We start from the raw sequence: 13,581 nt of genomic DNA on the forward strand, positions 1-13,581 counted from the left end.
ATATAACACGCATCTTGAAGTTGGATGGGTATACACATTATATGACATACAAATCAAGGTATTCGTTTACCGGAATGTCTCTCAATGACATCAGGTCAAGAGATACCGCTAAAATTTTTTGTTGCTGCTCTTGCGGGAAGCGACGCGCCAGATTGGTTTTGAATTTCTTCTCTAATAGCGGAATGCCCTCTTTGCGGCGACGGGCGTGTCCAAGCGGGAATTCGATTTTAACTTCGTCCGGTTGGGTGCCATCGATGAATGTCAACGTCAGCGCATTGGCGATGGCGCGTTTTTCGGGATCGTGATAATCACGGGTAAAATCGGGGTCTTCGACGCAGACTATTTTTTCCCGCAAGGCGTCAATGCGTGGATCGGCCGCGATATCATCTTCATAATCCGCCGCCGTAAGACGACCAAAAATCAGTGCAATAGCAACCATATATTGAATGCAGTGATCCCTGTCGGCGGGATTATTCAATGGTCCTCGTTTATCAATGATCCTGATACAGGCTTCGTGGGTGCGTATTGTGATGTGAGCAATATCTTCAATTCCCTTGCCGCGCTCTTTCAGTTGCTGATGTAAGATCATAGCCGCTTCTACCGCAGTTTGTGAATGGAATTCTGCCGGGAAAGCGATTTTGAACAACACATTTTCCATCACATAAGCGCCATAAGGGCGCTGGAATTTGAAGGGCTGACCATTGAACAGGACGTCATAAAACCCCCAGGTTTTGGTCGTCAATACGGAGGGATAGCCCATTTCGCCTGTTTGGGCTATCAACGCCAGACGTACGGCACGGGAAGTTGCATCTCCCGCCGCCCAGGATTTGCGAGAGCCGGTATTGGGGGCATGGCGGTAAGTTCTCAAGGATTGTCCGTCAACCCAGGCTAATGAAACCGCACTTAATATTTCTTCCCGTTTCAACCCTAATAGTTGGGCAACAACCGCCGTAGATGCCACTTTGACTAAAACGACATGATCCAATCCGACTTTATTGAAAGCATTTTCTAATGCCAGACAGCCTTGAATTTCATGCGCCTTAATCATCGCTGTCAGAATATCCCACATGGTGAGTGGTTTTTCTCCGTGGGCAAGCGCATTTCTGGACAACCAGTCGGCGGTGGCAAGTATTCCGCCAAGATTATCAGAAGGATGTCCCCATTCGGCCGCCAGCCAGGTGTCATTGAAATCAAGCCAGCGGATCATGGCTCCAATGTTGAATGCAGCCTGAACAGGATCGAGCTGAAATTGAGTTCCGGGTACACGCGCGCCATTAAGCACCGTTGTGCCCGGCGCAATTGGCCCTAATAACTTTGTACAGGCGGGATATTCCAGCGCTTCCAGTCCACAACCCAACGTATCTATCAGGCAGTGGTGGGCTGTGGCGTAAGCAATTGGGGATGTAATGGTGTAGTCCATGACATAATCCACAATATCTACAATCACCTGATCGTAATCAGGACGGTTGTTAACAACAGAGGTAGACATAATTAATCCTTAAATCGAATTATTAACGTTGTTCAATCGGTATAAATGCCAAATTTTCAGGGCCAATATAGTTAGCGGATGGACGGATGATTTTGTTATCAATACGTTGTTCAATAATGTGAGCGGCCCAACCGGAAGTACGGGCAATCACAAACAGCGGGGTAAACATGGCAGTAGGGACTCTCATCATGTGATAGGAAACCGCAGAGAACCAATCGAGATTCGGGAACATTTTCTTGTTATCCCACATTATGGATTCAATCCGATCCGCAATGTCATACATCTGGGGCGCCCCTGCTTCCTGAGACAGTTGCCGGGAAATTTCTTTAATCACTTTATGGCGGGGATCGGAAACAGTATAAACCGGATGACCAAAACCCATGATGACTTCTTTTCTCTCCAAACGGGCCAGAATATCGGCCTCGGCTTGCGCGGGAGTGTCATAACGTTGCTGGATTTCAAATGAAACTTCATTGGCCCCGCCATGTTTTGGTCCCCGCAGGGCACCAATCCCCCCGATAATGGCAGAGTAAATATCTGATCCGGTACCCGCAATGACCCGGCTGGTAAAGGTAGAAGCATTAAATTCATGCTCGGCGTACAGGATAAGGGAAGTCTGCATGGCTTTTTCCCATGATCTCTGTGGTTTTTGACCATGCAAGAGATGGAGAAAGTGTCCGCCAATGGAATCATCATCGGTTTCAACTTCAATGCGGCGGCCATGATGGCTGTAGTGATACCAATAAAGCAGTATTGAACTGAGCGAGGCGAGTAAGCGATCAGCAATATCGCGGGCACCCGCCAGGTTGTGATCTTCTTTTTCTGGCAAAGTACAACCCAGTACAGAAACACCAGTACGCATGACATCCATAGGATGCGCCATCGCAGGCAGTGCTTCCAAGGCGGCTTTAACGCTGCCGGGCAGGCCCCGCAAGTATTGCAATTTGTTTTTGTAGGCAGTTAATTCTGCGCGGGAGGGAAGCTTGTCGTGGATGAGAAGATAAGCGACCTCTTCAAATTCACAATGGGCGGCCAAATCGAGAATATCATAGCCACGGTAATGTAACTCATTGCCATTTTTGCCAACGGTACAGAGCGCCGTATTGCCTGCCGTAACACCGGACAGTGCAACTGATTTTTTGGGTTTGATGGGTGTAGATTCAGAGACTCCCGCTGTCGTATTCTGCTTACTCATAAGTATCACCTCTGCTATTTTTCTGGGAAAACAGGGCATCCAGTTTTCGTTCAAAATCGTAGTAGTTGATGCTTTCATAAAGTTCATTACGGGTTTGCATCATATTGATGACATTTTTCTGGGTGCCATCCCGACGCAAAGTGGTATAGACCTGTTCGGCCGCCTTATTCATCGCCCGAAATGCCGATAGAGGGTAAAGGGCAATGGCGACGTTGACGCGCCTTAATTCTTCGATTGTAAAGAGCGGTGTCGCACCGAACTCGGTAATATTCGCTAAAACGGGAACCTGCGTTCTGGACGCGAATTCCTGATACATAGGCAGCTCTGTGATTGCTTCAGGGAACAGCATATCGGCACCCGCTGCGATATAAGCTGCGGCCCTGTCCAGTGCGGCATCTAACCCTTCTACGGCCAGTGCATCTGTGCGGGCCATAATGACAAAATTCTCATCAGTGCGGGCATCAACGGCAGCCTTGATACGGTCTACCATCTCCTGTCTGGAGACAATTTCTTTATTTGGACGATGGCCACAACGTTTAGCACCGACCTGATCTTCAATATGGACACCTGCGGCCCCTGCTTTAATAATAGAACGAATTGTGCGGGCGACATTAAACGCTGAGGAACCGAATCCAATATCGGCATCGACAAGCAGCGGTAAGTCACAGACATCAGTAATGCGGCGGACATCAATCAACACATCATCCAGCGTAGAGATCCCCAAATCGGGTAGCCCCAGTGAACCTGCGGAAACCCCACCGCCTGAAAGGTAAATCGCCTTGTAACCTGCCTGTTTTGCCATCAATGCATGGTTTGCATTGATGGTTCCGACGACTTGTAGCGGAGATTCGTCCTTTATTGCCTGACGAAAAGCTAAACCAGCGGAAGAAAATGCCATATACAACCCCGTTGTTACTAAAATGAAACCGATTTGTGTTTGATTGTTACTATGGGAATGTTTAAGGCAAGGTTTGTGCCAATACTTTAAAAGCGGGAAAGTGAACCCGCAGGGATATAAAAATCGTATTGTTTTTATTATCTAAATTAATTGGGTGAATAGGTTTTGGTTGGTGGGTGGTTATTGTTTAGCTATTGGCTATAATGTATATTTGTTTCATCTTGAATCAAATAGGTTTCATTTTTGTTTCATGTTTTGGCGGTGAAACAGTATACAAGAAATGGGGGAGGAGATATGGCATCAGCACACGCAGGGGAACGTGATAACAACAAACCCGTGATTTGGACAGTCTCTGTTTCCAGGCTGTTTGATCTTTTTCGTGATATTACACCGGAATTTGATCATCAAGCTGATATCACACCGATTCAGTTGGGTTTTGAACGGGCGGTTCAACATATTCGCAAACGGCTAGAAACCGAGCATTGTGATGCTGTGATTTGCGCTGGGTCTAATGGAGCCTATTTAAAAAGCCGTTTATCCGTGCCGATGATTATTGCTAAAGCCAGCGGATTTGATGTTATGCAGGCATTGGCGCGTGCCCGACAAATCAGTTCCCGAATGGGTGTGATTACCTACCAGAATACGTTGCCTGCATTAGAAGAATTTCAGCAGCGTTTCAATTTGCGCATTGAACAACGCAGTTATGTCACAGAGGAAGATGCCAGGGCGCAGGTTAATGCTTTGAAAGCGATGGGCATCAACGTGATTGTCGGGGCAGGATTGATTACCGATCTTGCTTATGAAGCTGGGTTAGTGGGGGTTTTTGTCTATTCAGCGGATTCGATTCGGCAGGCATTTCGGGATGCTTTGGAGATGGCCCGGATGAGCAAACTGAATCAGGCCGTGATTTCGCCTTATCCTACAGAAGATAAACTACGCACACGGCATACAATCAACGATATCAGGGGCAATTCTGTTGCGGTAGAACAGGTGCGCAATACAATTATGCTGTACTCCCGTTCAACGGCAACAGTGTTAATTCAGGGAGAAAGCGGTACGGGAAAAGAGTTGGTGGCACAGGCTATTCATCATGAATATACCTTGCGGTATGGGCAACTCGCGGGTAAGCATCCACGGCCGTTTGTGGCGGTTAACTGTGGCGCGATTACTGAGTCTTTGCTGGAGGCTGAACTGTTTGGCTATGAAGAAGGCGCTTTCACTGGTTCACGACGTGGCGGACGTGCGGGATTATTCGAAATTGCACATAGAGGGACGTTATTTCTGGATGAAATCGGTGAAATGCCGTTGCCTTTGCAAACGCGGTTATTAAGGGTATTGGAGGAAAAATCGGTTGTCAGGGTGGGGGGATATCGCCCGATTGCTGTCGAGGTGCGGATCATCTGTGCGACGCATTGTGATTTGGATACCTGGGTCAGGGAAGGGCGTTTTCGGGCAGATTTGTTCTACCGTTTGAGTGTATTGCGGATCAACATACCCGCCTTAAGGGAGAGGGGAGATGATATTGGTTTGTTGGCGATAGCGTACTTACAACGGGCTTTTGCGGTACTTAACTTACCCGTTTCTGCATTGAGAATACAAGAGCTTGCTGGGTGTCATGACGTGTTGCACGTCTATCATTGGCCGGGCAATGTGCGTGAACTACGTAACTTAATGGAACGGATAGCGCTCTATTTAAGTGCACATCCAGAACAGGCGTTAACCTCTGCATTGATATTATCACTGTCACCTGAGCGCCAGATTGGCACCAATACCATTAGCAGTATGAAATCTGCTCAAATTGCGACCCCTTCTTTTATTGAAAACACGTCTTCATTACACGGTATTTCATTACATGATATTGTGGCGAGATTCTCAGGTAATCGGCGTGCGGCAGCGGAATATCTGGGCATTAGCCGCACGACGCTATGGCGGAAGTTAAAGAAGGAGCAGGAAAAAGTTAAGTAGAAACAGTTTCCCCGTTTTTATCATGCTAATCGGCTATTTTAATTGTTAGACAATGAATGCTCATTAGATCTTGTTTGCTAACAAATGTGCATATCGTTTTATATCAATATTTCCGCCACTCAAGATAATTCCGATACGTTGCCCTTGCAATTGTTCCCGCATTGCTTTTGCCGCAGCAAATCCCAAACAACCGGTAGGCTCGACAAGGGTTTTCATTCGCTCTGCCAAAAAATACATGGCATCAATTAATTGATCATCTGACGCAGTAAGAATATCTTGGACAAGGTGGCGAATGATGGCAAACGTGTGTTGCCCTAAGTGCTGTGTTTGGGCACCATCTGCAATGGTTTTTGGGGTGTCTATATGAATTATTTCACCTTTTTTAAAAGATTGCTGACCGTCATTACCGGCTGCCGGCTCGACACCAAAAACCTGACATGTAGGGGATAAGTGAGCAGCGGCAAGCGCAGAGCCAGATAATAATCCCCCACCGCCAAGGGGTATAAACAGAGCATCCAACTCGCCGATTTCTTCAAATAGCTCCTTAGCTGCGGTGCCTTGACCTGCAATGATATGGGGATGATCGAAAGGTGGAATGAGTGTCATACCGTGTTTTTCCGCCAGTTGCCGGCCGATTTCTTCACGATTTTCAGTATATCTGTCATAAAAAACGACTTTACCACCATAACCTTTTGTTGCTGTTATCTTAGCCTGAGGAGCATCGTGTGGCATGACAATGGTGGCTGAAATATTCAGTAATTTAGCTGCCAGCGCAATTGCCTGTGCATGATTGCCGGATGAAAAAGCAATAACCCCTGCTTTTTTCTGTTCATCATTAAACTGGGATAGCGCATTCATGGCTCCGCGGAATTTGAATGCTCCCATTTTTTGATAGTTTTCACACTTGAAATAGACTGTAGCGTCAAAGAGTTTATTGACAGTTGTTGATGTGAATACAGGCGTCTTATTGATATAGGGTTTAATACGAGAATGTGCTGCATGGATATGATTATAATCGGGAATAAACTTCATTATTTTAGTCTCCTTTGCCCAATAACGTATCTCAAATATTATTGAATACCTTGATAATAAGAAGACAATACAATCACAATATTGTGGTTAATACTGGGATGGCTGTATCATTATGGCATCTTAGAATCTATATATTCCTGAGGCATCCAGCCTGCTTCCCCTGAGTCTTTATATGCCCAATACCAACCATTTAATACTCGGTCCAGATACAGATATTCTCCCGCTTTTACTGTTAACTCGTGAGCGGTGTAATCTTCCTTACATATTGCGTTATCAGGATAAATGAGATCCAGAATTTGTTGAGGAACCCAGCCACTGACATTTAAAGAGTTTGTAGTCCAAATCCAGTAAGGGTACTCAATATCGCTATGGCTGATCGAAACAATATCTCCAGCTTGTAATTTGATCGGATTTGGATAAGCGCTAACATAATCGTGTATAACAATACCTTTTCTCATTATTTTTTACTCCTCACTGATAATTATGATTAGGATATTACAACTCAAAGATACAGAAATAATTATGTGCTATACCAACGGGTTGGATACATGACCGTTAATTCGTAGTCATTCAGACATTGCAATATCCAATAGGCACTCTTGCAACAGTGACAATACTTCATCACTGTGCCCAGTGCGTTGCATCATAATGATCGCTCCTTCGACAAGTAAAGCAAATTTCTGCGCCAGACGTTTTCCGTTAAGTTCTGGGGGTAGAGAAGACGCAATTACCTGTTCTATTTGCTTTTTATGCGCCTGAATAAGAGGAATAACTTGTGGTTGTTCCTTTCCTATTTCGATGACTGTATTGATGAATGCACACCCTCTGAATTCATTAGAGTTGAACCATTCAGCTAATGTTTTTGTCAGAGCTTCAGTCGGTGAGCTAGAACGATTTATGTTAGCCTGGAGAGATCCTCTAAACCACTGAATCCACTGTTCATGGCGATAATCAAGAAAGGCCAGTATCAGGTCATTTTTGGATGGAAAGTGGCGATAGAACGTGACTTTCGTTACCTCAGATTCCTTAATGATGCGGTCAATGCCTGTAGCTCGTATACCATCACGGTAAAACAACATGTGGGCTGCTTTTAGTATGCGCTCACGAGCTTTGGATACTTTTTTACTCATAATCCCTTATCTCCTCATGCAATTATTATTTATGTGGACAGACCCGCCCGCTTAATTTACTGTGTGTAGACAGATCTGTCTACATGCAATAAGGAAACTATTATGGAAATAAGGCAACCTGTACCTCCATTCACATTTGAAACTGCTGAATTGAAGGTCCGTCTGGCAGAAGACGCTTGGAACACCCGGAATCCAGAGAAGGTCGCGCAAGTGTATACAAAAGATACATTCTGGCGTAACCGTACTGAATTTGTGGAAGGACGTGAAGCCGTTGTCGATTTTTTGACACACAAATGGAATAGGGAGATTGATTACCGTCTTATCAAAGAGTTATGGGCATTTGATAAAAATCGTATTGCTGTACGCTTTGCTTATGAATGGCATGATGACTCAGATAATTGGTTCCGTAGTTTTGGCAATGAAAACTGGGAGTTTACTGGACAAGGTTTAATGACACGTCGTTTCGCATGTATCAATGATATGCCAATCAAGGAGACGGAAAGGCTTTTTTACTGGCCATTAGGGCGTCGTCCTGATGAACATAAGGGACTAAGTGAATATGGCTTATGAACTAATAAAAATTGTTTTGCAAGGTAAGAAATTATCAGAATGACGTTCCTCAATGGGCATTGAGCGAGAAAGACAGGGGCGGATCAGATTGCCCCTGATATCCAGAGTAGGATGTTTCAGATTGAGTTGTGACTAATACAATTAATATCCGATAGCTATATATTGTACTTGTGAACTTGACCAGTTTCCAAGTGAGTCGTGAACAACAATTAAGAATTCTTCTTTTGATCTAATTTCAGCAGATATGCCTTGCCCCCACTGATCTCCTCTAACATAACTACCAGTTACAACAAAACACTTATTTTTAAATGGAATTGGAAATTTTCGTAAGTCCGTATTTCTTATTCCACCGTTCACAACTCCCCATTGAATAATTAGTCCACCAGGGAGCGTTTGATAACCCGATTCACTAAGTTTTGATTCAAAACTGTTCATATCCGGTATCTGGTCTGATCCATTTCCTACAGTTCTATAAACCAATTCTGATAAGCCAAGATTCTTCACAAATTCTGCTTTATCAGGAATATCCGCACCGTTCTGATCCTTAGACAAGCGAGTATTGGCATTCTCATTTGCATTACTGGCATTTTGATTAGCTGTATTTGCTAAATCGTATGCTATTTTTACTGCTTTTGGTGTTGCGGCATTAGTTTCGCTATCACTACTAATGTCATTGCTTAGGGTAACAAGTCCTTTATCTTGCAGTGTTGCATAAGGATGATTCCGGCTTTGAGCATGATTTTGAATTAAATCTTTTACATACTTTCGAGTTGGTACTATGACAAATTCATCTTCTTCTAAGGTTGGTGTATTAGGTTGGTTATATTTAGTTTTCATATTTACTCCCTTGTTTAATTAATAAGTTTAGTGCTAGGTAACATGAATGCAGTGGATTATTTCTTCACCTGTGAATATCAATAAAATAAGTTAATCAATATTGGAGAGTCATTTTTGACTCAGCTCCGTTAGAAAATTGCATATGTTTTGATGATAGGATGGCATAAAAAAGTCAGTGAATAATTAATAAAGTTTATTTTTATTCTGACAAAATTATATAAATAAGGTATTTTGATTGCACATTTGTAAAAAATCCCTCGCATATAATCAATTTATTCAACTATTATCACGTATTAATCTATTTCGATGAGTGGTTTTTTTATGTGATAAAGTCGATATTTCACATCCTTTAACCTATTGATAGATAGTATTTATAACATAGTGCAGTTGGGGGGCATATTAAATCTCTTTAGTCGCTTGCTGAGTTTTGAGTTACGTTGATTAGAGAGGATTATTTATACTGAAATCGGATAGATGAATAACTTGGATGATATAGAAGTTATCATTTCAGTACTCCATTAATGATGAAGTAATAATAATTTTATTTTTGAGTGATTTCATCAAAAGGGGGCGATATGAAAGTATTATTTAATATAATTTTGATAGCGTTATCTTTAATCATACAGCCAGCTTTGGCTTGGCAAGATTATGACATAAGATTTGTGAATGAATGGTTATCTAAAAGTCTTAACGTGCCTTTTAAACCAGGTTCTGTTGACGTTTATTATTTGTCTAAAATAAATGACTCGTGTATAGCAGCTATTCCTAACCCACTAAATTTCAAGCTTGATGAATCAACTCCAGAACATCGTGTGCGTGTTCAGGATATTAACTCCAGTACGACGTGTGTAGGGAGGCAAAAAAAGATAATTTGGGCGGTGAGCACGAAAAAATATCCTGCCAGCCTAGACTTTGGCGCTTGTTTTGTGCAATGGAGTGTCACTTACTATTGCGATAGCAGCCAAGATCAGAGAACCAAGAATCTTTTTCTTCATTGACGACCCCCTTGTACGTAAGGAAATTGAACTTAAATTTCAATGCCAAAATCACACTATCTATGGGTTAAACCTTATCATCGTATGGTATGCTTCCCAAAACCACAGATAAACAAAAATAATTCTCATTTTTATTTGCCTTTTTTGATTTCTCAGGTGACTTATTACTTTGAAAATATTTCACTTGATCATATTTCAGGAAATTTATGGCAAATAACAGTCAAAAATTAGAAAAACGCCCAATCGCTACCATGATTCAGCAAATTTTAACAGGGACATTAGTATTGGGAGCGGCGTTCTCTAGCGCGGTTTACGCGACCGAAGACCCCAAAGAGCAAAAGCCGGAAAAGCAAAATGAGGTAATGAAATTACCCACCCTTTCCGTTGTCGAAAGTTTACATAACAGCACCAGCGCGGGAAGTTCAGTACTTAAAAAGGCAGATATTGACCGCACTCAGGCCGATAATATTGCTCAGTTACTCGACCAGCTTCCCGGTGTTTCAATGTCAGGCTCTCCGCGTCCTGGTGGGCAAACACTGAATATCTGGGGAATGGGCGATCAGGAAGATATCAAAGTCACATTGGACGATGCGCCAAAAGGATTTGAGAAATATATGCAGGGTTCCGTCTTTATTGAGCCTGAATTAATCAAACGGGTAGAGGTTGATAAAGGGCCACACAATTTATTCAACGGTAATGGTGGATTTGGTGGTTCGGTCAAACTGGTGACAAAAGAGGCGAACGATTTACTGCGCCCCGATGAAGATTGGGGTGGTTTTGTCAAACAAAGCTACCACACCAATGACAGGCAGTGGATCAATAGTGGCGCAATATACGGCAGGGATCCCAATGGCTTTGCCGATGGCTTGCTTTATGTAAGCAAGCGAAATGGGCACAATATTAAACGCCCTGATGGCACACGTTTTGAGTTTTCACAAAATAACCAAATATCTTATTTATTGAAAACCAACTTTTATCCCAGTGACGCTCATACGATTAGCCTGTCCGCTATGCGATCTAAATCGGATGGCGCTGGCAGCCTTGGTCGACTAAAAGTGATGAGATGCCCGTTCCATCAGCTGTTGATATAAAGAAATATGGTTTGGATGACGCCTGGAAAAGAAAATTGGTCTTTCGTGATCAACTTGATCAGAACTTTACTGCCAAATGGAATATCGCACCAGAAAATAGCCCGTGGTTAAACCTGACGATGCTCCATGCTTATTCCAAAACCAAGCAAGACGATACTCGCCCAGAAAATGCTTCCCGCTATTTTAGTACATCAATGGGTAATAAAAGCTGGGTTGATTACACCGATAATCTGTTTGATATCAATAACAAAAGCGTATTTTCAACCGGTATGATTGAACATAAATTACTGGTGGGAACCCGTTGGCATAAAAATGAACGCAATGTACTGATGTTCAATAAGGACAAAATAAAAAATAAAGACTATAACTATGGTTATTATAAACCAGGCTATATGCCTGCTGGAGATCAATTAGCTTACAGTTTCTATATCCAAGATTCCCTGAAAATAGGGAGCGTCACCGTCACACCGGGTGTTCGCTATGATCATGTCAAAAATAGGGGTAAAGAAAATAACGCACTCCTGTATAACGATACATCGCCAGAATCTAATCATGACTATAGCAGTGTCACCTATACCGGCTGGTCCCCCCACTTAGGCATTCTGTGGCAAACAAATAAAAACCTTTCATTATTTGCAGATATTAGTCGTACATGGCGTGCACCAATCGTTGATGAACAATATGAGGTACAAGGGAACATTAGTAGCCTTAGAGGCTCCAGCCGCGATCTTGCCGTCGAAAGAATGGCAGGAATACGCCTCGGTGCAATTCTCAATTTCGATAACTTAATACTTGAAGAGGATAGCCTGCAAATCCGTACCACCTTATTCCGTAACCGTGGCAAAGATGAAATCTTTAGAAGGCGTGGTATTTACTGTGAAGCCCAACTTGATAGTGGATCAACCAATTCATGTAGAAAATCATTGGGAAATTATCGCAACTTACCGGGATATACCATTGAAGGCTTAGAAATAGAAACCTTCTACGACAGCCGCACACTCTTTGGAAAATTCTCGTTCTCTACTCTGCGTGGACAGCGTGATACTTCTCCACGTAATCCGTGGTTAAGACATAAAACCTGGATTGCAGAAATACCGCCAACGTCTGCACATGCCATGTTAGGGTTTAAAATTCCACAGTGGCAGATGACAATGGGATGGAAAGGTGATTTTATCCGCAAACAAGATCGATCCCCCGTAGATGGAGATCCAGAGGCAAGCTATTGGTCACTACCTAAAAGTAAGGGCTACGCCCTGCACGGCCTGTTTGCAAGCTGGCGTCCTGATTTTATAAAAGGGTTTGAAGCACGAGTTACTATCGATAACCTGTTCAACCGTGATTACTATCCGTACTTAGGAAATAAGGTTTCAGGTATCGGCCGGAATTACAAATTCAGTATTTCACAACAATTCTAACTGACACTGGGTCACCCAATCCCTAACCCTCTTACCTAAAGAGGGTTAGGTTTCCAAACACTGCATTGACTTCTGTCCATCAAATACAAATAATAACTATTATCAGTTGTATCCTATCAGGCAATATCATTATGGCGGTGCAAAAAAGCACATTTAAGCACAATCAAATCACCCAGGAACTCTATACCGATTACCATCACTGGTTACGCAACTGGATCAGACACAACAGTGCTTGTCCTAATCAAGCTGAAGATCTCGTCCATGAAGTTTTCATCAAATTGATGCAATCTTCGGATCTTGAAAATATCCGCCAGCCCAAAGCCTTTTTAATGACGATAGCGCGCCGAACGCTCTCCAATTACTGGCGCAGGAAAAAACTGGAAGACCATTATCTGGAATATGTCAGTGAACAGCCTCAAATCTCAGCCAATTCTTCGGAGAATCAACTTCTGCTGTTAGAGCAGTTAGAAAAGGTAGATAAGACACTGGATGAACTTCCGACAAAAGTTCGACAAACATTTCTGCTCATTCAACTCCAGGGCCTGCGTTATAAAGAGGTTGCGGAACATTTGGAGATCTCAATAAGCTCAGTGAAAAATTATTTGCAGCAAGCCCACAGGGAATGTCGCCTTAATACGCATTGAACATCCATATCCGAACAAAAAACCCCGCTGTTTATCTGGCAGCAGGGCACTTGTTTTAACTGAAAATTTACTTGACGGAAAAACCGTATCAAAGAATACGATCCTTCTCCAACTGTGCTTGACGGGCAGTTTCCCTTGCCATGCGTTTCTTGCGGGCATCACATGGTGATGGACAATCACACACTTTTTCTACGCCGATGCTTCCCAAGCCACCACAGCTTCCCTGAATGCTTTTGCGCTTAAAAATATAGCTCAGTGCCATGCCAGCAAAAGCCAGCAAGAAAAAGATAAAAGTGGCAATAAAGACTTCCATCGCCTTT

Annotated in this window: 12 protein-coding genes and 1 pseudogene; 5 read left to right on the forward strand and 8 right to left on the reverse strand. The window is 43.1% G+C overall.

Features of this window, described 5'->3' with window-relative positions; all coding sequences use genetic code 11:
• Positions 1-37 precede the first annotated feature (37 nt).
• Genes AAY47_RS10650 through prpB form a run of 3 tightly spaced genes read right to left on the reverse strand, consistent with a single transcriptional unit; the run spans position 38 to position 3,582 of the window.
• Positions 38-1,489 carry a bifunctional 2-methylcitrate dehydratase/aconitate hydratase gene (locus tag AAY47_RS10650; RefSeq protein ID WP_047769669.1) on the reverse strand — a complete coding sequence of 484 codons (1,452 nt, stop codon included), beginning with the start codon at positions 1,487-1,489 and terminating at the stop codon, positions 38-40.
• 22 nt (positions 1,490-1,511) lie between these two features.
• The gene (gene prpC / locus AAY47_RS10655) at positions 1,512-2,684 is read right to left on the reverse strand and encodes a bifunctional 2-methylcitrate synthase/citrate synthase (RefSeq protein WP_047769671.1); all 1,173 of its coding nucleotides are present in this window, start codon (positions 2,682-2,684) and stop codon (positions 1,512-1,514) included.
• A complete protein-coding gene (gene prpB, locus AAY47_RS10660; protein ID WP_047769673.1) occupies positions 2,677-3,582 on the reverse strand; it encodes a methylisocitrate lyase in 906 nt (301 codons plus the stop codon). Before prpB ends, prpC begins: the two co-directional genes overlap by 8 nt.
• Positions 3,583-3,876: 294 nt before the next feature.
• On the opposite strand from prpB, the gene prpR reads away from it, so the two are divergent.
• On the forward strand, positions 3,877-5,547 hold the full coding sequence (gene prpR, locus AAY47_RS10665) for a propionate catabolism operon regulatory protein PrpR (RefSeq protein WP_047769675.1): 1,671 nt from the start codon (positions 3,877-3,879) through the stop codon (positions 5,545-5,547).
• 63 nt (positions 5,548-5,610) lie between these two features.
• On the opposite strand, the gene AAY47_RS10670 is transcribed toward prpR, so the two are convergent.
• The 3 genes from AAY47_RS10670 to AAY47_RS10680 form a co-directional block, all read right to left on the reverse strand.
• On the reverse strand, positions 5,611-6,579 hold the full coding sequence (locus AAY47_RS10670; protein ID WP_047769677.1) for a threo-3-hydroxy-L-aspartate ammonia-lyase: 969 nt from the start codon (positions 6,577-6,579) through the stop codon (positions 5,611-5,613).
• Between the two features lie 110 nt (positions 6,580-6,689).
• Positions 6,690-7,037, reverse strand: coding sequence for an SH3 domain-containing protein (locus tag AAY47_RS10675; protein ID WP_047769679.1), 348 nt, complete (start codon positions 7,035-7,037; stop codon positions 6,690-6,692).
• Positions 7,038-7,145: 108 nt separating this feature from the next.
• Positions 7,146-7,709, reverse strand: a complete 564-nt coding sequence (locus AAY47_RS10680) for a TetR/AcrR family transcriptional regulator (RefSeq protein ID WP_047769681.1) — start codon at positions 7,707-7,709, stop codon at positions 7,146-7,148.
• Positions 7,710-7,811: 102 nt separating this feature from the next.
• Between AAY47_RS10680 and AAY47_RS10685 the strand changes: the two genes are divergently transcribed.
• Positions 7,812-8,279 carry a DUF1348 family protein gene (locus tag AAY47_RS10685; RefSeq protein ID WP_047769682.1) on the forward strand — a complete coding sequence of 156 codons (468 nt, stop codon included), beginning with the start codon at positions 7,812-7,814 and terminating at the stop codon, positions 8,277-8,279.
• Between the two features lie 141 nt (positions 8,280-8,420).
• Here the strand turns inward: AAY47_RS10685 and AAY47_RS19990 are convergent, their stop codons facing one another.
• Entirely contained in the window at positions 8,421-9,116 is a 696-nt protein-coding gene (locus tag AAY47_RS19990; RefSeq protein WP_053014256.1) for a gp53-like domain-containing protein, read from the reverse strand.
• Positions 9,117-9,691: 575 nt separating this feature from the next.
• On the opposite strand from AAY47_RS19990, the gene AAY47_RS10695 reads away from it, so the two are divergent.
• From AAY47_RS10695 to AAY47_RS10705, 3 genes and pseudogenes are all read left to right on the forward strand, one after another.
• Entirely contained in the window at positions 9,692-10,114 is a 423-nt protein-coding gene (locus AAY47_RS10695; protein ID WP_047769684.1) for a hypothetical protein, read from the forward strand.
• A gap of 203 nt (positions 10,115-10,317) precedes the next feature.
• A pseudogene (locus AAY47_RS10700) lies at positions 10,318-12,617 on the forward strand (TonB-dependent hemoglobin/transferrin/lactoferrin family receptor).
• Positions 12,618-12,748: 131 nt separating this feature from the next.
• Positions 12,749-13,261 (forward strand): sigma-70 family RNA polymerase sigma factor, encoded by a 513-nt coding sequence (locus AAY47_RS10705; protein WP_047769686.1) that lies wholly within the window; start codon positions 12,749-12,751, stop codon positions 13,259-13,261.
• 88 nt (positions 13,262-13,349) lie between these two features.
• Here the strand turns inward: AAY47_RS10705 and nqrM are convergent, their stop codons facing one another.
• The gene (gene nqrM / locus AAY47_RS10710; protein ID WP_047769688.1) at positions 13,350-13,574 is read right to left on the reverse strand and encodes a (Na+)-NQR maturation NqrM; all 225 of its coding nucleotides are present in this window, start codon (positions 13,572-13,574) and stop codon (positions 13,350-13,352) included.
• Positions 13,575-13,581 lie beyond the last annotated feature (7 nt).

Origin of the sequence: Xenorhabdus griffiniae (assembly GCF_001028135.1) — a bacterium.
Classification (GTDB): domain Bacteria; phylum Pseudomonadota; class Gammaproteobacteria; order Enterobacterales; family Enterobacteriaceae; genus Xenorhabdus; species Xenorhabdus bakwenae.